The organism is Ochrobactrum soli, from assembly GCF_003664555.1.
GTDB classification, from domain to species: Bacteria; Pseudomonadota; Alphaproteobacteria; order Rhizobiales; family Rhizobiaceae; genus Brucella; species Brucella teleogrylli.
In genome coordinates, this window is sequence record NZ_RCHH01000020.1 from 14,132 (window position 1) to 32,871 (window position 18,740).

An 18,740-nucleotide genomic window follows, 5' to 3' on the forward strand; every position below is an offset into this window, starting at 1 on the left:
GTCCTTATCCCCTGTTGTGTAAGTCCGATGTTACTTCTTGTGTACGGCTTTGATGAAGTTTTGCGTTCGCGTCTGCTGCGGATTTGTAAGAACCTGTTCAGGCGAACCGATTTCGATGATTTCGCCCTGATCCATGAAGGCGACACGGTCAGCAACTTCACGGGCAAAGCCAAGCTCGTGGGTCACGACGATCATCGTCATCCCGCTTTGTGCCAGATCGCTCATAACACGCAGAACTTCCCCGACCAGCTCCGGATCGAGTGCCGAAGTCGGCTCGTCGAACAGCAGCAGCGTCGGTTGCATGGCAAGCGAGCGGGCGATGGCGACACGCTGTTGCTGTCCACCCGATAACTGGGCCGGATAAGCGTCACGCTTGTCGTAAAGCCCAACCCGTTCAAGAAGTGCATGAGCGCGTTTTCTGGCAACGTCAGGTTTCTCCCGCAGCACCTGTATCGGACCCTCGACTATGTTCTCGGTCACCGTCAAATGCGGGAAAAGGTTGAAGCGCTGAAACACCATGCCTATCGAGCGCCGTTGGCGGGCAACCTCCGCATCGCTCAGTTCATGCAGGTGATTGCCTTCGCGACGATAGCCGATCAACTCGCCGCCGACCCAGATCGCGCCGCCATTCATGTGTTCGAGCTGATTTATGCAGCGCAGGAACGTGCTCTTGCCGGACCCCGAAGGGCCAATGATGCAGAGAACTTCGCCCTTGGCGATCTGGAGGCTAACGCCTTTCAGAACTTCGAGCGTCCCGAATTTCTTGCGCACATCTGCGGCCACGACCAGTGGCCCCTGAGACGAGAGATTTTGCTTTGCGACGTCAGTTGAAACAGTATTTGCCATGTCCATTACCTCCGTCACTTCGATTCACCCGGCGACATGACGCCCTTTGAGAAGTATTTTTCGATACGCCCCTGGATGAGACTGAGTATGGTCACGACGATCAGGTACCAGAACGCAGCAACGATCAGGAGTTCTACGACTCGGGAATTTGCGTAGTAGATGTTCTGGGCGCTGTGCAGGATTTCCGCATACTGGATCACACTTGCGAGCGAGGTGAGTTTCACCATGCCGATGAATTCATTGCCGACCGGCGGCACGATGACACGCATGGCTTGTGGCATGATGATCCGGCGCAGCAATTTCAGGCGTGTCATGCCGATGGTCTGGGCGGCTTCATACTGTCCCTTGTCCACGGAGAGCAGCCCGGCACGGACGACTTCGGCGGTAAATGCGCCTTGCTGGATGCCAAGACCGAGGAGCGTGGCCACAAAAGGCGTCATGATTTCAACGGTCGAGACCGAAAAGACGCCCGGTATGCCCATAGTGGGAAAAACCAGTGCCAGATTGAACCACAACAGCAGTTGCAGAAGTGCTGGAACCGCCCGGAAGAACCAGACATAGCCGATGGAGACATAGGAAAGTAGCGGATTGTCCGACAGGCGCATCACGGCAAACAAGATCCCGAGTGCTATGCCCAGCGCCATGGCCAGAACCGACATGATGATGGTGTTCAACAGCCCGGTCATGATGGCCGGTACGGTGAGGAATTCTCCCACATAGTTCCATTCAATCTGTCCGACGGCAAATGCATGGATGATTGCGGCAAGCGCGAGAACCACGACCGCAGCCGCGACAAGACGGCCATAATGGCGTCGCGGTACATGTACCAGATGGCTGATTTGATAAACGTTATCAGTCATTGTTGTTTAACCTTTCGCATTCCGGTCGGCGTCACCTCTGACCCTGAGAACGATCTTCCCGACATGCTGGCCGCTTTCCATGTAGCTGTGCGCACCTGCTGCATCCGAAAGAGGAAACTCCCGATCGATCAGGGGGCGGATACGCCCGGTTTCGACATCGGGCCAGAAATCCTTGAGGACGCCTGACACGATACGCGCCTTATCCTCGACAGGACGGTCTCGCAATGATGTGGTGAAGAGCGAACCGCGCTTGCCCATCATTTTGCCCAGATGAATGTTGGCTTCACGGCCTCCCTGAAGGCCGATCATGACGATACGCCCGTCATGAGCCATCGCGTCGATGTTCCGCTCGAGATAGAGGCCGCCCATATTGTCGAGAATAATATCCGCGCCACGACCGCCGGTTTCGTCCATGATAACCGAAACGAAGTCTTCGTTCCTGTAATCGATGGGACGGTTGGCACCAATACTCCGACAATATTCCATTTTTTCGTGACCGCCCGCTGTCGCAAAGATGCGCGCGCCGCGCGCTCGCCCGGCCTGAATGGCAAAACTACCGATACCTCCCGCCCCTCCATGCACAAGAAGCGTATCTCCCGGCGCGAACCGGGCGATATCGATAATGTTGGACCAGACCGTGCAAGCCGCTTCCGGCAAGGCCGCCGCCGTGATCAGGTCGATATTCGCAGGAACCGGAAGCACAAGGCTTGCGGGCACGCAGACCAGATCCGCATAACCTCCGCCGTTGATCAGAGCGCAAACTCTATCGCCGATATTCCACCCTTTGACGTCGGATGCCATGTCCACGATGATACCAGAGCATTCAATGCCGAGAATGGTCGGGAGCGAAATGCCCCCACCATAAGTTCCCCGACGCTGCAACAGATCGGCATGATTGAGCGCGGTGGCATGCACCTCGATCATGACGCTTCCGGGTGAGAGCCTGGGCGCGGCCACCTGACCGAGATTCAGGACATCCGGGCCCCCGGTGCGGACGAGTTCAACGGCACGCATGGTATCGACTGGAAGAGTTTGCGCCACTGACATGCTCATTTTCCTGCGTCGATCGCCACTTCGGTGACGCCCTGGCGCTCAAGTCCATATTTTTTTAGAATCTGCTCGTATGTTCCATCCTTTATGAGACCCTGAACCGCTTCGGCCACGCCATCGCGAAGGCCGGTTTCGTTCTTGTCAAAGGCGAGCCCAAACAGGCTTTCCATCAAGGGATTGCCTGCCAGTGCATAGACGCCTGGCTCATCCTGCATCAGATATGCCACATATTCAGGCCCAAGCACCGCCGCATCGAGGCGACCCTGTTTCAGATCAAGACGTGTTGCGGTCGCACCAGCAGTACCATTGACTGTAATCGCCGGTTTGCCAGTTCCCACACAGTTGGCCTCGCTCCATTTCTGCGTCTCAGGAAAAAAGCTTGTCGTGCGCGGTGCCCCGACCTTCTTCCCGCACAGATCGTTCTCGCTCTTGATGTCGCCGCTCTTGGCAGCGAGTGTGAATGGTTGGGCGCCGGTGCGCAGATAATCGACGAAGGTGAGCTTGTCGCGACGCGATGGGTAATCACTGATAGCTGTGCCGATCATGTCGATGCGCTTGCTGGTCAGCGACGTCATGAGCTGTTCGAAGCTCATTTCCTGCCATTCGACTTCGAGCTTCATCTCCTTGGCAAGGCTATTGACGAGATCGACGTTAAAACCGACACGTTCATTGGTAGCCGGGTTCTTGTAGCCCATCGGCGGATAGGTGGTCTCTATCCCGACGATGATTTTACCCGAGCTTTTGACGCGGTCGGGCAGATCGCCCCCGGCAGCCGAAGCGGCGCTGGCACCGGCAACACATGCAATTGCGATACCGCAGCCGAGTGCTTTCAAGATATGCGTAATCCCCATGATAGTTCTCCCATTTTGGTCTGATGCTTCCGGTGTGTTTCACCGGTATTGATTGACGCGTGACCGATGGTCCGTCACGCCTTCTTGTTTTTCCCGAATGCGTTCAGTTCTTTTCCGCCCATTGGCGTTGCAACTGGAGGAGCTGCTGCAGCCGATCAATCTGCTCTCCCACCCGTTCGGGCGCGGTGCCGCCATATCCCTTGCGGGCTGCAACAGCCGCTTCCGGGGAAAGATGCTTGAGGACATCGGCCTTCAGGCGCGTATCGACGGCAGACAGATCATCAGACGACAGATCTTCCAGGCCGATTGCTTTTTCCTCACAGTAGCGCACCAGTGCACCGGTAATTTCATGTGCTTCGCTAAAGGGAATACCCTGTCGGGACAGCCAGTCGGCCACTTCCGTGGCAAGAGTGAAGCCCTCGAACGACTGCTTTCTCAACCGCTCTTGATCGACTTTCATCGTCGCGATCATGCCCGCCATTGCCGGCAGCACGAGTTCAAGCGTGTCGATCGCCTCGAAACATGCCCATTTGTCTTCGCTGAGATCACGATTATAGGCGAAGGGTAGTCCCTTGAGGGCAATCAGCATTCCATTCAGCGACGCGATCAGACGTGCTGAACGACCACGCGTCAGTTCCGCAATATCGGCATTCTTCTTCTGCGGCATGATGGACGAGCCGGTGGCGTAGCTGTCATCGAGCTCTATCCAATGAAACTGCTTGGACGACCACAGAAAGACCTCTTCTGCCAGGCGGGAAAGATTGACGCCGAGCATGGCGGTCGCAAACAGAAATTCGGCGACATGATCGCGGCTGCCCACGGCATCGATCGAATTTTCACACGGTGCGTCATAGCCGAGCTCGCTCGCCGACAGCTCCGGATGTAAAGCAATCGCCGACCCTGCAAGGGCGGCAGCTCCCAGCGGCGAGCGCCCTGCTCTCTTGTGCCAGTCGATAATCCGGCCAATATCGCGCGAAAATCCTTGTGCATGGGCCAGAAGCTGATGCCCGAAGGTCACAGGCTGCGCAGGTTGAAGATGGGTAAAACCGGTTGCCAGTGTGTGCTGGTGTGCTTTTGCCTGTGCAACAAGTGCGTCCTGGAGCGAGGCGATGTTTGTGACAAGCGTGGGAGCGATCTGGCGCAGATGAAGCTTGAGATTGTTGGCTGCCTGATCGTTGCGCGAACGCCCGGCGCGCAATTTTCCGCCAAGAGCACCGAGCCGGCTCGTCAGCACGCGTTCCAAAAAGGTGTGAACGTCTTCGTCATCTTCGGAAGGTTGCAGGCGGTTGGCCTGCCAGTCCTTGCCGATAGTTTCCAGCGCAGTCGTGATTTGCTCAGTTTCGATTGCATCGAGGATGCCGGCGCGCTCCAGCTCATGGGCGTGAGCTATTGACGAGCGCAAGTCTTCCGGAACGAGCCTGAAATGGTTTTGGGGAGAACGCGACAGGCGCACGAGTTCGGGAGATGGAGGAGAGCGGAAACGGGCTCCCCAAAGCCTTACAGATTCATTCATGATTGTCCTCCTGACCGGTCGGATAGTTGCAAACGGTCGTTGACTGGACAATTGAATAGATTTCCGGAATGGTAGTCCAAAAAGGAATAGGGGAGCTGATTCAACGATGCGCCAGCATTTGCCAACAACGACGGGTCTTCGTGTATTAGCTGCTCTCGCACAACACGGAACGATTTCCGAAGCGGCAAAATTTCTCCACATGACGCAAAGTGCCGTGAGCAAGCAGCTCAAATCTGTGGAGGATCTGGTCGGCCTCGGGCTCTTCTCGCGCACAAGCCAGGGTCTCATGCCAACCGAAGCCGGAACGGTTTACATAGAACAGGCACGTGTCGCTCTGGGTGCCCTTGAAACTGCCGCTGCACGGGTCATGCACCTGCGCTCCAACAAGCCAACATTGCGACTGCACGTATTGCCAATACTTGGCGACCGTTGGTTTATTCAGCGGTTCGTACAGTTTGCCGAAGCCCATCCCGACATAGACGTTCAGTTCAGTTCATTTGCACCCAGCGATACGGAAGACGAGGCTGATGTCGTCTTCCGTTTTGGTGAGGGTGAATGGCCCGGATGGCATATGGATTATTTTCTCGGTCGCGATGTCGTGCTGGTTGGTTCTCCGCATTGTATCGCGCGTCATGGCGGCATATCGGACCCCATGGATATCGGTAGCTTCCCAATGTTGGAGCACTTGAAAACGCCCCTTTACTGGAACGATTTCGCTATCGCGAACGACATCAGCGAATTTCGCCCAGAGCGAATTCTGAAACTTGGCTATTATTCTCTCGTCATTCGCGCGGCAATCGGCGGGCACGGTCTGGCGCTTATCCCGCAAAGCCTGATCCTTGACGAGCTCGAAAGCGGTCAGCTCGTCAATCCATTGAATTTGCGCTACGACAGTCGCAATTGTTACTGGCTAACAACCCATGCGGACCGCGTCCGCAATCCGCAACTTGAAGTGTTCCGCAATTGGGCGCTGCAAGAAGCTGAGAAGACCGAAAGCAGCCTGATAGTGCGATCGTCGTAGGATTTCCCATTGCCTGGCATAGTTTGCAAATGGGGCAGTTAAATAGGCTTGTCCTCTGAAATAATGCGATTTCCCAACAACCCGATCGCCTGTAATGTGGTAGCATTAAAGACACCCTCCCGACGATGGATGAAACCAATCTCGGTGGCATATTGGCACCGTTCCTGATGAACTTTCCTTATCTGATGCCTGTCTTCAAAGGCCGCTGCAAAATGTCCGGGCAGGAAACCCAGATAATTTCCCGACAGAATAAGCGTTAGCACCGCTTCCAGTTGAAGAGCAGACGGACCGTCGCCGCTTTTATCCTTGAGTGTCGGAATGAAACGTCTGTCAACATAAAGATGCTCTACGCAGGGTGCGGCATCGACAGTCCTGCAGTCCAGTTCCTCATCCGGATTCGCAAAAAATGGGTGTAGGTGTCCACAGTAAAGATAGGAAACTTCATTATACAAGGACGTATATTGCAGGTCTGGATTCCGGTGATAAATCGGTGTGATGCCGATATCGAAAATGTTTCCGCAAATCCCTTTTTCGATTTCTTCTGGCTTTGTTACAATCACGCTGACATGGCAGTTTCTGGCATCGAAATAGCTTATGAGCCATGGCAACGGAGAGTTTTCATCAGTAATGATGTTGTCGATAACCGCAATTCGAAGCAGTTCTTTCTTCTTCTTGATTTTACCAACATCATTCCGAAAATTCTCGATCGATGAAAACAGCTCCGTGCTTGCCCGATAAACTTCGTTACCGTCCTGAGTAAGTTCGAATTTCGAGCCACCGCGAACGCACAGGCGAACACCGAGTCTAATTTCCAGATCGGAGAGCTGCTTGCTGATTGTCGGCAACCCGACGTTCAGCGCCTTGGCAGCACCTTTCAACCCTCCATTGGCAACAATGGTTCTGAAAACTTTCAGTAAACGCACATCGAGATCGGTCATTGGCAATAGATTGGAATCATAGTGGTTTGATACTCGTGAAACCTTCGTTTCCGTCAATGATATCGCCCAATCGGGAGGATGTCTCTATCCTATGGTACCAAACACAGTGTTCTTGCAGGCTTGCCTGCAAGAACACTCCATCGTTACGTGATCAATCGACGGGCACGTCTCAAAAGGAAGGCCTGTTATAACAAGAGGATGGTAGATCGATATGGACCAGAAGAAGCTTCAGGCGCTCCGCGAAAAATATGCCGGGACCGAAGGTGGGGATATTTTTGATCCGGTTTTCCGCAAGGCCGCCAGCGCTCAATTTTCAGAAGCTGGAAAGCGTGCCTTTCCCTATGCAAATGTCTCGACATTTCTCGATCTGCCTCATCTGCCCGATGCTATTGCCGATCCGTCTTTCTGCGGTCTGGAAGCCGCTATTGTGGGCGTACCGATGGACCTTGGCGTAACCAATCGTTCGGGCGCCCGTTTCGGTCCAAAAGCTGTTCGTTCGATAGAAAGAATCGGACCGTTCGATCATGTTTTACAGATGGCGCCCTCCACTGAAATCAAAGTGGCTGATATCGGCGACGTGCCGCTCAATTCGCGTTTCGACCTGGCGCGCTCACATGCTGATATCGAGACGTTTTATACCGCAATCGTGGACGCCGGAATCTACCCGCTTTCAGTCGGTGGCGACCATTCGATCAGCGGTTCCATTCTCCGGGCCCTCGGACGTGAAAAGCCTGTCGGAATGATCCATATCGACGCCCATTGCGACACGAGCGGGCCTTATGAGGGCTGCAAGTTCCATCATGGCGGCCCCTTCCGACAAGCGGTTCTGGACGGTGTTCTAGATCCGCAGAGAACAGTTCAGATCGGTATCAGGGGCGGTGCCGAATATCTTTGGGAATTTTCAATTGATTCCGGCATGACAGTTCTGCATGTTGAAGATGTCATATCACTCGGCATTGACCGGGTGATCGAGATTGCGCGCGAGGTTGTCGGCAAAGGTCCAGTCTATCTTTCTTTTGATATCGATAGCCTCGATCCCGGCTTTGCTCCGGGCACCGGTACGCCCGAGGTCGGCGGCCTGCAGCCCCGTGAGGCAATGCAGATCTTGCGCGGTCTCAACGGCTTGAATTTCATTGGATCGGATGTGGTTGAGGTTGCGCCGCAATATGATTCAACGACCAACACGGCACAGGCTGCTGCCCAAATCCTTTTCATCCAGCTATGTCTGGCGGCAACAGCCATTCAACAAAGAAAACTCGGATGATAAATTAATGGGTTCATCGGCCGGACAAACCGGAAATCCAATACGCGCAAGGTACTGGCTACGGGACTTCCGTCCAAGGATCCTTGTCCGCAGCGACGGTTTCGATGTTAGACGGCCGAAGAGCTAACGGTAAGCCGCTAAAATATAATAATGCTCTCGAACGACCCGGCCTCGTGCTTATCGCGTCCGGCGAGTATACGCTGCACAACACTGATCGCCGCCTTTCCTGTGGTGTTTGCCTCGGAGTGATCAGCAGCAGTGGCATTATCTGGGACTGCCTTTCCAGATTGCCAGTCAAGATCTGGTTGGCCTCGAGGATGATCCTTTCGGCTTTGTGGCGATCAGCTGACGCCGCCGCGCTCATAAAGCAGGATAACCAACCCACCGGACCAGCTGTTTATCTGTATTTCTGCCAACTCCTGTCGTTCGATGCTCCTGCAATATAAAGCCGAACTGTTTTCCCAGCAAAACCGCATTGCGTTAATGCTCTACATTTATTATTTCACTGTATTGCAACCATATGAGGGGCGGCATGCGCATTCAGTATTCATTCGGCACTCCATTTAGCGCGGGAACTGCAAAAAGAAGCATTAACGTCGAGAGTGCAAATTACTTAATACGAAGCTTGACCGCAGATGATGCATCGGGACCATTAATCGATTGGCTTCGAGATTCTCGCGTTATGAATGGTCTTAATCTGCCAATGCGAGAATGGAACGTTCCGACGTTAAAAAAATTCCTGGATTCTTTTGACAATCTCACTAGCCATATAGCGGGTATTATTGATCGATCCAATGGTAGACTGATCGGTTTCTATACGCTCGATGTCAATCTTCTACAGCGTACGGGCCATATCACATCGGCTATTGGAGATATGGACTATGTGGGGAAAAGAGTGTTGTACGAGACCGGGCCGGTTTTCGTAAGGCATATGCTCAACCATTACAATATGGACAAGATTAGCGCCCGCATTCTGGCTTCCAATAGACAGGCACTTTTCAATTTTATGATTCCAGACGTTTTTGTTTTCGAGGCTCGCCTAAAAAAGGAAGTTATAGGAGCAAATGGCAACCGAGAGGATATCCTAATTTTCTCAGCGTTTAAGCAATGATCGATCTGTCATATCAGATATCTCCAACGCCCACGTTGAGTGATATCACATTGAGACGTGGTGGTTTCGTCACAATTTCAGATGCTCTCGATTACGCCGCTACGGGTAAGTCAGGCACGAATTTCTACTCATCAAAAGGGCTACTTACCCACGCGACTTCATATAAGGAACTCCGACAGCAATCCTTGTCAGTCGCTGCACAGTTGCTCGATACGGGTGCCCAGCCAGGCGAGTTCGTCGGAATAATCGCAGAAACCAACCGATCTTTCCAACATGCATTCTATGCCTGTCAGTACATCGGCCTCATCCCGGTTCCAATATCCTTTAACCGTTATATCGGCGGCCATTCAGCTTACCTGGAAAGAGTAAATCGTATAGTTCAAGATTGCCGGGCAAAGATATTAATAGCACCATCATCTCTGATCCAGGCATTTAGAGATGCCGATACAAAAACGACGCATCTGTTGTCCTTTGCAGAACTGGACCTTAAACGTGAATTGCGGCCAGAGGATAGAAAAACCTCTGAGATCGCCTATATTCAATATTCATCTGGTTCCTCATCTTTTCCTAAGGGTGTGATTGTTACACAAACTGCCGCCACAGCTAACGCCACAGCCATTTTGCGTGACGGACTACAGCTACGGCCGGATGATAGGGCGAATTCCTGGCTGCCTTTTTACCATGACATGGGCCTGATGGGCTTCATGATTGCACCTATGTTTGGACAATGCTCTGTCGACTACATGGCGCCGTCGACATTTGTGCGAAGACCGACGCTTTGGCTTGAGTTGATTTCTCGTAACAAAGCCACAATTAGTTTTGCACCGCCTTTTGGATATGAAGCCACAAATCGGGCACTAGCGGTCACGTCAACAACGACACTTGACCTGAGCTGTTGGCGCGTAGCGGGCATTGGCGGCGACACCATCAATGCCGCAATACTGGCAGAATTTGCAGAACGCACCGTACACATGGGTTTTGGTCAGAAAGCTTTTGCTCCTTCGTACGGAATGGCCGAAGCTACATTGGCGATTTCGATGACAGAACCCGGAGCAGGTCTTAATACCATAAGTATCTCGGAAACCGGGCCTGCCGAGCCAAGCAATTTCGTGAAGTGCGGCAAACCACTCCGAAATCTGCAGATAAGAGTTGCTGATCGGAGCGGCTACACGCTGCCCGATGGCGTGCAGGGTGAGCTGCAGATCAAGGGCGACAGTGTACTCAAGGAATACCTCAATCAGGGTGAACAGAGCAGCCCTCCACTAATGCAAGACGGATACTTCAAAACCGGTGACTTGGGTTTCATTTATGAAGGACAGATTATTATAACCGGGCGTTTAAAGGATCTCATCATTGTAAACGGCCGGAATGTATGGCCCGACGACATTGAGTGGATCGCTCAAAGGGTTTCTGGAATTGGACACGGTGATGTGGTCGCGTTCGAAGGCGAAAATCTGCAAAACCTTACAACGCCACCTATCGTGGTGCTCATACATATCCGTGGAAATCGACAATTGGTCGAGGAGAAAAAAGAAAAGATCCGATTTGCTATTAGCGAAGAATTGGGTGTCTCTGTCGCGGTTCACATAGTTGCGGCTGGCGCAATCTCGTTAACTAGCTCTGGAAAAATCAGGAGATCAGAGGCCCGAAGAAACTTTCTCACCTCTTGTAGTAATCAACACGTACCGGCTGACCATTATCATGCATCAGCTGAGTCTGGAATATAAGCTGTGGTGGCTGATCTGAAGTCTGTTCAAATTGACCTTCTCTGATGAAGAGGCATAGTATCGCCATAAGCTCAAGCATCGCAAAACGTGACCCGCCACACATTCGAGGGCCTATGCTGAAAGATATTGGGTTTCCCGTGCTTGAAGCATCGGCAGATAAATCGGCCAGATTTATGTTCCAAAAGGATTGATTTTCACGCCTCTCGCGCTGGATTCCAATCATTGATACGAGAATCTGCTCACCAGCTTCAACGGAATAATCTCCGATCCGATCGTGATCGATGGCTCTACGAGCGATAACTGGTGTAGAGGGAAATATCCGTAAGACCTCCAACACGAAGTTTCGTAAAAGTCCATGTTGTTCAATTTGGCGCCAATCACATTCCTCTAAGGGCGGAAGCCCATTTAGCGCACCGCGCAAACTTTCCTGAAGTTCAGGGTTTCTTGCCAAGATGAAGGCGGCCCATCCCAATGTAGCTGCTGTTGTTTCACTAGCCGCAGCGAAAAACATCGCGACTTCGTGTTCTAGCCTGAAACCATATGAGCCTTCATTGTCCAGTTTTCTCATTGCATCCAACAGCCCACCCTGCGTTGCATCGCCCATGCGAAAACTTTGCAAAGCCTTCAAAACACGAGAACGCACTTTCAAAAAATTGCGTGTTTCGTCTGCATTTCGAGGAAACTGGGCCTTTGTCGCAACGAAGGAATACTCGGACCCGAACTGAAGCATAGCGGCGATGTCATCAAGGGCGACACCTGTTTTAACCAAGTCTCTCTGAAAAAAGACGTCTAGCATAATGGAAGCGGCAAGATCCCTTAATACGGAATCGCTTATGTTCTTATCGCCTTGGTTGCTGTTTTCTACCAGAATATCTAAAGCTGATTTCCCAAATAAAACCGAGGTTTGATATGCGCGATCTCTGTCGAATCTTGATAGATAAGTCTGCGATAATTCCTGACGTATACGCCAGCTTTCGTCATTCTCTGTAAAGCGGGATGCTCCAAAAGTCTGCCGGAACCAATCCATGCTTTTCTTATAATTTTTCGAATTATGACGAAGCACATAGTGCGCAGATTCTATATTCTGAACAATAAATGTCTTTACACCACCCAAAATGAGCGTTGTATCGCGCCTAAACTCGCTATCTGCGGTCTTATATAGGAGATCCGCAAAAGAGTTTGCTTCACTCATGTTAATGTTTCTATCAGATCCGCCAGATCGCGTACTTTCTTGATCTGCATAATCTTAATGGGGTCTATCTCTCGATTAGTGATCTCCTCAACTTCCAACAAAAGCGCTTCAAATGACAGGCTATCCAGCTCTTTGACGTCATTGATCGAGGCATCGTCAGAAATTTTTTCTACCGGCACAAATAAGGATTCAGCCAATATTTTTTTTGCAATCACCAGCGAATCCATATTGCCACCTGCATTTTACTAAATGACCGTCACATTAGCGCCGTTGGACACGCGATCAAAGAGATCAATCACATCTTCATTCAGCATTCGAATGCATCCCGAAGAGGCCTCCGTTCCAATGGTCCAAGGTTCCGATGTTCCATGTATTCGATATAGGGTATCGCGTCCATTGGAATAGAGATAAATCGCCCTCGCACCCAACGGGTTGTGTGGACCCGGGTCTATTCGTTGCGGAAGGTCGGGTGTAATGCTGCGCATATCATCGGTCGGATACCAAGCTGGCCACTTTGCTTTCCGTCCGACAACGGCTTCTCCAGACCAGCCATAACCTGCCTGGCCGACTGCAACACCATATCGCATCGCCTTTCCGTCTGGCAAAATGAGATACAGGAATTTATCTTTCGTCGAAACGACGATTGACCCCGCTTTCCTGGGATAAGGCGAGACCACCAATTTGGGCTTAAAGCGTTCATCGAACTTCGTTCGGTCGACAATCAGAACCTTGTAACGTTCACCTTGATATCGGCTTTCTAGTTTTTCCAAATCAGCCCGGGACACCACGTCATTACTGTGTGCCGTGCATGCAGCCATTAAAACCGCCGATGCCCCACAGACAATATACCTTAAACCCGCGCTGCCCATGCCGAATATCTTATACCTTTATAAGCAGCACCTGGTTGAACCAGGTGCTGACTTAAAAATTTACCAGCTGACTTTCATCCCGAGTGATGCGGAAACGTCGTAACTGTCGCCAAAGTTTTCAAATGAGGTGCTAGAACCAACTTCACCAAATAACGAATATTTGTCATTCGACCAATTGTAGGTAAAACCAAGGCCCAATCCGCCCCAAAGCCGCTCATTGCGACTACGGAAATCAACTCCTGACAAGTCTACCTTCGTGCCACCAAGAAACTCATTATAAACGTTGCCGATACCGTATAACGACAATCGCGATACTTTTCCTTCCCCATCAAGCCATCTGCGCTGCTTTTCGAGCGACAGACCAACTCGACCGCGCAAACTATCACCATCTTCTAGATCAACAGTGCTGCCAAATGGATCCACAAAGCGATCAAAATCCACTCTCGAATAGACGAGTTGCGCCTGGGGAGTAAGGGCCCAGTCTTCATTCAGAGCAAACTGCTTACCGATCTCTGCACTGATCGCGTATCCAGTTCCGTTATTACCGTCGACTAACGTCAAATCGCCCAGAGAATTTGAGACAATGTCGGTATCAAACCAGCTCATCTGCGCTTGCCCATCGACATAAAGACCATTAGCGCCATACCAGGTCAGCGTTGCGCCTATGCCGTAGCCCTGGGTATCTATCTCACCATATCCGTGTCTGGATTTTACATCCGAGTTGATTGAGCCGTAATAAGCATTGATCCCACCGATAACCTTACCAGCTTCACTCTCAAACAACATGCCGTCGACGCCGGCCTGAAGCTTGTAGAGGTCGTACTCGTATTCACTTCTAGTTGTGCTATATGCAGGCGCACGCTCACCGTGGCTAGCCTCAATTCGTCCCCAGACACCGTTGGCAGTTACGACAGATTTTCCGCCGTTGCCAAGATAATAGCTCGATTGCGCTGTCGTCACAGGACAACGGAAGTTGAGGCTTGCGTCCTTACAATATATTGTCTCGGCAGGCGGGCTTGGCTCGTTCCAGAACCGGTTCCCCACTCGCTGCTGCCTCGTTGGCAACGCATTGAGAACCTGCAATGTTTGCGGATAAGTCTCATAAAGCGGGGCGCCGGGATGATACTTTGGCTCCTGAGGCGCTTCAGTAACTGGAGGATTAACCACGGGCGGCTGACCACCAGGGGTTTCCGTGGGAGCTTCGGGCTCGGGATCTTCCGGTTCAAGGGGTGCCAAGATCGAGCGAAGATACCAATCATTCGCGCTTGCAGGCCCTTTCCCATCAGCAAGAGCATTTCCAGGACCTTTTACGAGGGCGTTGTATTCGTAAGCACCCGCAATCACCGAGTGGCCGAGAACAAAATCTCCGTTGCTGCTGTCACCGACGACCTGGATAACAGGAATGCCATTGCCAGTGGTAAGAGCGCCTACGCCGCCGAGATTATTTATATAGACCGAAGTGATCCCGGTCACGTTACCATACACAATAAACTTGTCGGCCGGAGAGGAGGAATCTCCGAGGACGACATCGAGCGTAAGGGCACCACCATTAGAGTGGTAATTGCTCAAAGTTGGCTGATTAAAATTGGGCTGGAGAATGCCGCCTATTGAAAGATTGTCAATCCGACCGTCGGCCATGTTGATCATGCCGGAATTATTCGTCGTTCCATGAACCACATAATTGTCGGTTGAAAAGCGAAAAGTCGACCCGCTTTCTATCGTAAGCCCCTTTTCCTCACTGCCAGTTATGTCAATGAGCATGTAGCCCATGGCGTAAGTAGATGTAGGATCAAGGGGGCTGGTCTGATCGTTCGGATCACCAAATGTAATATCAGCGTTGTTTCTCAGTACGACCTGATCCCAATTACGGAAACCATCGTAAAAACCTGATAGGATGTCGCGAGTGCCACCATCGAAAACAATTTCGTTATTATTGGTCGTGGAGGTAAATTGACTACCTCCTCCTGCAAAAGAATAGGATGAAGGCAGAATGGCGCCTTCTTTGATGATCAAGGAATTATTATCCCCTTGTAAATGAATATTAGTGCTAGCGGTATTTGGCGGGGGCGGGCCGCCGTAGTCCCCTCCGCTTCCGCTATCTAAGATTAACGCTGTGTTGCCGTATGAGATAATCTTGCCATTTATAACGCCTTTATTGACAATTCGAACTGGACCGTTGGATGAGCTATCGGTGTAAAGTGCGGCCTGATCACCGGATAAAGTACCATTAATGGTAACATCAATGGCGCCACCCGCTAAAATACCAAGGCCCGTATCACCGGAAATCACCGTGTCGGACTGATCAGCATAAACGACGTCAAGGCCCCTAATGTCTAAAGCCAAAGCGCCGGAGGCATTGATCGAGGCTCCGGTCGTAAAACTGATAGATGTACTGACGCCAGAAGCGCCCAGCGTCTGCGGTGAAGTTTCGGTGCCCGAGCACGTATACTCGCCAGGAATGCTTGAGATGCAAGCCGAGGCTGCGGGTGAGGCGAGAGAGACAAGTGCCGTCGTCGAGAACAGCAATGGATACAAACGCAAAGCGCATGCCTTAACACTTTCAGACCGCTTAACTGTTGCGTTCCGATCTCTCATAATTATGCCCCTCTAAATTTCCGTCCATATTTTATATTTATATAATTAAGTGCAAGTCAACGTATTCGCCTTATAAAAACTATAAAGCGTCACATTTTTAGGTGGACCGAGAATTAGCATACTCTAATGTATTGGTATCCCGGTGCAACAACAGCAGATCTAATATGTATTTCAGCGCAAACCTTGGCATCCCAGGTTTCCATCGCGTACATTGGCTATTCGGACACCTTCATCTTTAAAACGGCTCTTAAATCGATTAACTGTTTTCTAATAGCGCAACTCTGCTTCTTTGACGAGCGCGACGGCATCAGCAAAAAAATAGCTTACGTTTTCTGCTACTTGGATTGCCAACATCGAAACGGATTTGCTTTTAGATTACCAGTCAGAATCTGGTCATCGTCGCGAAACCTTGCTTTGCCCACAGGCGATCGTGGAGCTGTTAAATAGTTGAATTTACTTGGTTCCGGCGTAGTATCAATTATGGAACTTCCATTGCATTCATCTTGAGCGTAGCAATGATGAAACCGTTCCGTTTCCACCCCTATCATTGTTGCGCTCAACCTTTTTGGCGATCACCCGAAAGCAGAAGCGGCGGCCGTATCTGACTAGTCGTTGGGGTTATCAACCTCGCGGCCCCGATATAATTGCCTTGGGTATCGCAGTTCAGTTTCCCGTCCCGGCCAAATTGTGGCCGGTTGTCGATCTGGCTTTCTGCACTGTGGCGTCGTTTCATGCGCTCGCGTTCTTCGCGCACACGGTGGTTAGGATATTCATCATCCGGTTTGGTGTCCGAGTTCGGTAACACAAGATGGGAAAGGTGCTTTTGATTGCCGTTGAGCGGCAAGGCCCGAACTGACTTTCGGGACATAGCCCTACCACTCGCAGCGTTCAAACTTGCCGAGCGCCCTCTTCGCATGAGGCGGATCGGCAGTACCAATTAAAATTTGTTGACATGACCAAATCGTGTATATTTTATAAATACACAAAATATACACAGGGGAAACACATGATGCCTTCATCTGAAGGGCCATTAAATCAGCCGGCTCACAGCGGGAGAGTGTGGGCGGAAAGCATGACGGGCTTGTCGCAGTTCATCCTCAAGGGTGAAAAGATTCTAGCGGGATTATTTATCACGGCACTCCTGGCCCTGATTCTGATCAATGTTGTGACTCGTTTTGCCAAAATACCGATATATTGGATCGACGAGGCCTCGATTTTCTCGATGATCTGGCTAGGCTTTATCGGTGCGTCGGTGATGACGCGTCTGCGGATCGATTTTGCGGTGACGCTTCTGTCCGATCATCTTTCGCTTAAATGGGTTACACGGCTGCGTTCGTTGGCGACGGCCTTATCGCTCGCTTTCGCTCTTGGGCTGTTGACGATGTGCTGGTTTTGGATGGACCCGCCCGGGATCGCGTCCTATGGTTTTGACGCCAAGGCCTATGCCGCCGAGACGTTCAATTTTCTCTATACGGAACGAACACAGACACTGGAATGGCCGACCTGGCTGGTTAATCTCATCCTACCGCTTTTCTCGATTACGCTCATCATTCACTGTACGGCCAATCTTCTTGAGGATCTGGGAATTGCCCGCAAGCGCGACCAGGTCTCGCTCACGACTGCGGAAGGGGCAGCGTAATGTTTACCTTCGCCGCTTTCGTTGTCCTCATGCTGATCGGCCTGCCGATCTCGATCGTTCTGTGCCTGACCGCCGCCGCTTATATCTGGCAGACAGACAATACCGTGCTGTTTGTTTCCTTTCCGACCCAGATGTTCACGGGTCTGGATAGCTATGGCCTTATTGCGATTCCTCTTTTCATCCTGATTGGCGAAATCATGAATGGCGGTGGCATCACGCGGCGCATCATCGACATGGCCATGGCTTTTGTCGGCGCGCTCAAGGGCGGGCTTGCCTATGTCAATCTGCTTGCCAACATGTTCGTCGCCTCCATTCTCGGCTCGGCCGCGGCGCAGGTGGCACTGATGTCCCAGATGGTCGTGCCGGAAATGGAACGCAAAGGCTATGACAAGACCTTTTCCGCGGGTCTGACTGCCTATGCAGGCATGCTCGGGCCGATCATTCCGCCCTCGATCATGTTCGTGGTGTACAGTGTGATGGCGCAGGTTCCTGTCGGCACCATGCTGGCGGCCGGCATCATACCGGGCATCATCCTGTTCGTTGCCTTCTGCGTGGTCATCGCACTTATGGGGCTAATCTACAACTACCCGCACGGTGAATATCTGCCAATGCGCCAGCGTATCGGCATCACGTTGAAAGCCCTTCCAACACTCGTCATTCCACTTATCATCGTCGGCTCCATCGTGTCGGGTCTCGCCAATCCGACTGAAGCAGCGGCGATGGGCGTCATCGCGGCGATCCTCGTCGGCCGATTTGTGACAGGTGACCTTCGCTTCGCACAACTGCCGCAGATGTTCGTCAAAGCTGGCGTCCTGTCGGCGGGTATTCTGTTCCTGATCGCCGCAGCCGCCGTCTTCTCATGGGTTCTCGTATACGGAATGGTTCCGCAACGGGTAGCTGAATGGATTCAGTCCATCGCCAAGGATCCGATCACCTTCATGCTGCTGGTCAACATCATCCTGCTCGTCATCGGGACAGTCATCGACGGAGCGCCCGGCCTGATCATGACGGTGCCGATCCTGCTCCCCATCGCCACGGATGTCTACGGTATCGATCCAGTGCATTTCGGCGTCGTTGCCGTAATCAATCTGGTTCTCGGTTTCCTGTCACCGCCGGTTGGACTGAACTTCTTCATCGCCGCCGCCGTAACCGGGGCCAAGCCTGGCAAGATGTTCATCGTCACGCTTCCGTTCTTCTTCATCTGCTGCATCATTCTGGTGCTGCTGTCGATCTTTCCGGCGCTTTCAACCTATTTCTCATAACG

General features: G+C 51.8%; 16 protein-coding genes. 6 read left to right on the forward strand and 10 right to left on the reverse strand.

Features of this window, described 5'->3' with window-relative positions; translation table 11 throughout:
- Window positions 1–30: 30 nt before the first annotated feature.
- The 5 genes from D8666_RS21200 to argH form a co-directional block, all read right to left on the reverse strand.
- Window positions 31–846 (reverse strand): amino acid ABC transporter ATP-binding protein, encoded by an 816-nt coding sequence (locus tag D8666_RS21200; RefSeq protein ID WP_235859037.1) that lies wholly within the window; start codon window positions 844–846, stop codon window positions 31–33.
- 14 nt (window positions 847–860) lie between these two features.
- On the reverse strand, window positions 861–1,706 hold the full coding sequence (locus D8666_RS21205) for an amino acid ABC transporter permease (protein ID WP_121539317.1): 846 nt from the start codon (window positions 1,704–1,706) through the stop codon (window positions 861–863).
- Window positions 1,707–1,712: 6 nt separating this feature from the next.
- Window positions 1,713–2,753: an NAD(P)H-quinone oxidoreductase gene (locus tag D8666_RS21210; protein WP_235859038.1), complete on the reverse strand. Its 1,041-nt coding sequence runs from the start codon at window positions 2,751–2,753 to the stop codon at window positions 1,713–1,715.
- Between the two features lie 2 nt (window positions 2,754–2,755).
- Window positions 2,756–3,607: an ABC transporter substrate-binding protein gene (locus D8666_RS21215; protein WP_121539318.1), complete on the reverse strand. Its 852-nt coding sequence runs from the start codon at window positions 3,605–3,607 to the stop codon at window positions 2,756–2,758.
- Between the two features lie 103 nt (window positions 3,608–3,710).
- The gene (gene argH, locus D8666_RS21220; RefSeq protein WP_121539319.1) at window positions 3,711–5,120 is read right to left on the reverse strand and encodes an argininosuccinate lyase; all 1,410 of its coding nucleotides are present in this window, start codon (window positions 5,118–5,120) and stop codon (window positions 3,711–3,713) included.
- A 106-nt stretch (window positions 5,121–5,226) separates the two neighbouring features.
- Here argH and D8666_RS21225 point away from each other — a divergent pair, with 106 nt between their 5' ends.
- On the forward strand, window positions 5,227–6,141 hold the full coding sequence (locus tag D8666_RS21225; RefSeq protein ID WP_121539320.1) for a LysR substrate-binding domain-containing protein: 915 nt from the start codon (window positions 5,227–5,229) through the stop codon (window positions 6,139–6,141).
- A gap of 38 nt (window positions 6,142–6,179) precedes the next feature.
- On the opposite strand, the gene D8666_RS21230 is transcribed toward D8666_RS21225, so the two are convergent.
- Entirely contained in the window at window positions 6,180–7,136 is a 957-nt protein-coding gene (locus tag D8666_RS21230) for a LysR family transcriptional regulator (RefSeq protein ID WP_147438023.1), read from the reverse strand.
- Window positions 7,137–7,290: 154 nt separating this feature from the next.
- Between D8666_RS21230 and speB the strand changes: the two genes are divergently transcribed.
- The 3 genes from speB (at window position 7,291) to D8666_RS21245 (ending at window position 11,181) form a co-directional block, all read left to right on the forward strand.
- The gene (gene speB / locus D8666_RS21235; protein ID WP_121539322.1) at window positions 7,291–8,343 is read left to right on the forward strand and encodes an agmatinase; all 1,053 of its coding nucleotides are present in this window, start codon (window positions 7,291–7,293) and stop codon (window positions 8,341–8,343) included.
- A 532-nt stretch (window positions 8,344–8,875) separates the two neighbouring features.
- A complete protein-coding gene (locus D8666_RS21240; protein ID WP_121539323.1) occupies window positions 8,876–9,454 on the forward strand; it encodes a GNAT family N-acetyltransferase in 579 nt (192 codons plus the stop codon).
- Window positions 9,451–11,181: an AMP-binding protein gene (locus tag D8666_RS21245; protein ID WP_121539324.1), complete on the forward strand. Its 1,731-nt coding sequence runs from the start codon at window positions 9,451–9,453 to the stop codon at window positions 11,179–11,181. The genes D8666_RS21240 and D8666_RS21245 overlap by 4 nt, the downstream gene beginning before the upstream one ends.
- Here D8666_RS21245 and D8666_RS21250 read toward each other — a convergent pair.
- Genes D8666_RS21250 through D8666_RS21265 form a run of 4 tightly spaced genes read right to left on the reverse strand, consistent with a single transcriptional unit; the run spans window position 11,114 to window position 15,837 of the window.
- Entirely contained in the window at window positions 11,114–12,373 is a 1,260-nt protein-coding gene (locus tag D8666_RS21250) for a cytochrome P450 (RefSeq protein ID WP_121539325.1), read from the reverse strand. The two genes, D8666_RS21245 and D8666_RS21250, sit on opposite strands and share 68 nt — an antisense overlap.
- On the reverse strand, window positions 12,370–12,600 hold the full coding sequence (locus D8666_RS21255) for an acyl carrier protein (RefSeq protein WP_121539326.1): 231 nt from the start codon (window positions 12,598–12,600) through the stop codon (window positions 12,370–12,372). Before D8666_RS21255 ends, D8666_RS21250 begins: the two co-directional genes overlap by 4 nt.
- Window positions 12,601–12,618: 18 nt before the next feature.
- Complete coding sequence (locus D8666_RS21260; protein ID WP_235859039.1) at window positions 12,619–13,242, reverse strand: L,D-transpeptidase; 624 nt, start codon at window positions 13,240–13,242, stop codon at window positions 12,619–12,621.
- Window positions 13,243–13,302: 60 nt separating this feature from the next.
- Window positions 13,303–15,837: an autotransporter family protein gene (locus D8666_RS21265; RefSeq protein ID WP_121539328.1), complete on the reverse strand. Its 2,535-nt coding sequence runs from the start codon at window positions 15,835–15,837 to the stop codon at window positions 13,303–13,305.
- Between the two features lie 1,006 nt (window positions 15,838–16,843).
- Here D8666_RS21265 and D8666_RS21270 point away from each other — a divergent pair.
- Both D8666_RS21270 and D8666_RS21275 read left to right on the forward strand, forming a co-directional pair.
- Window positions 16,844–17,476 carry a TRAP transporter small permease gene (locus D8666_RS21270; RefSeq protein ID WP_235859040.1) on the forward strand — a complete coding sequence of 211 codons (633 nt, stop codon included), beginning with the start codon at window positions 16,844–16,846 and terminating at the stop codon, window positions 17,474–17,476.
- Window positions 17,476–18,738: a TRAP transporter large permease gene (locus D8666_RS21275; protein ID WP_121539330.1), complete on the forward strand. Its 1,263-nt coding sequence runs from the start codon at window positions 17,476–17,478 to the stop codon at window positions 18,736–18,738. The genes D8666_RS21270 and D8666_RS21275 overlap by 1 nt, the downstream gene beginning before the upstream one ends.
- The last annotated feature ends 2 nt before the right edge of the window (window positions 18,739–18,740 follow it).

Coding starts and splice junctions, on each gene's coding strand:
- speB (WP_121539322.1), top strand. CDS start 7,291: ATGGACCAGAAGAAGCTTCAGGCGCTCCGCGAAAAATATGCCGGGACC.
- D8666_RS21210 (WP_235859038.1), bottom strand. CDS start 2,753: ATGTCAGTGGCGCAAACTCTTCCAGTCGATACCATGCGTGCCGTTGAA.
- D8666_RS21260 (WP_235859039.1), bottom strand. CDS start 13,242: ATGGGCAGCGCGGGTTTAAGGTATATTGTCTGTGGGGCATCGGCGGTT.
- D8666_RS21245 (WP_121539324.1), top strand. CDS start 9,451: ATGATCGATCTGTCATATCAGATATCTCCAACGCCCACGTTGAGTGAT.
- D8666_RS21270 (WP_235859040.1), top strand. CDS start 16,844: ATGATGCCTTCATCTGAAGGGCCATTAAATCAGCCGGCTCACAGCGGG.
- D8666_RS21265 (WP_121539328.1), bottom strand. CDS start 15,837: ATGAGAGATCGGAACGCAACAGTTAAGCGGTCTGAAAGTGTTAAGGCA.
- D8666_RS21200 (WP_235859037.1), bottom strand. CDS start 846: ATGGCAAATACTGTTTCAACTGACGTCGCAAAGCAAAATCTCTCGTCT.
- argH (WP_121539319.1), bottom strand. CDS start 5,120: ATGAATGAATCTGTAAGGCTTTGGGGAGCCCGTTTCCGCTCTCCTCCA.
- D8666_RS21215 (WP_121539318.1), bottom strand. CDS start 3,607: ATGGGGATTACGCATATCTTGAAAGCACTCGGCTGCGGTATCGCAATT.
- D8666_RS21250 (WP_121539325.1), bottom strand. CDS start 12,373: ATGAGTGAAGCAAACTCTTTTGCGGATCTCCTATATAAGACCGCAGAT.
- D8666_RS21255 (WP_121539326.1), bottom strand. CDS start 12,600: ATGGATTCGCTGGTGATTGCAAAAAAAATATTGGCTGAATCCTTATTT.
- D8666_RS21205 (WP_121539317.1), bottom strand. CDS start 1,706: ATGACTGATAACGTTTATCAAATCAGCCATCTGGTACATGTACCGCGA.
- D8666_RS21225 (WP_121539320.1), top strand. CDS start 5,227: ATGCGCCAGCATTTGCCAACAACGACGGGTCTTCGTGTATTAGCTGCT.
- D8666_RS21240 (WP_121539323.1), top strand. CDS start 8,876: ATGCGCATTCAGTATTCATTCGGCACTCCATTTAGCGCGGGAACTGCA.
- D8666_RS21275 (WP_121539330.1), top strand. CDS start 17,476: ATGTTTACCTTCGCCGCTTTCGTTGTCCTCATGCTGATCGGCCTGCCG.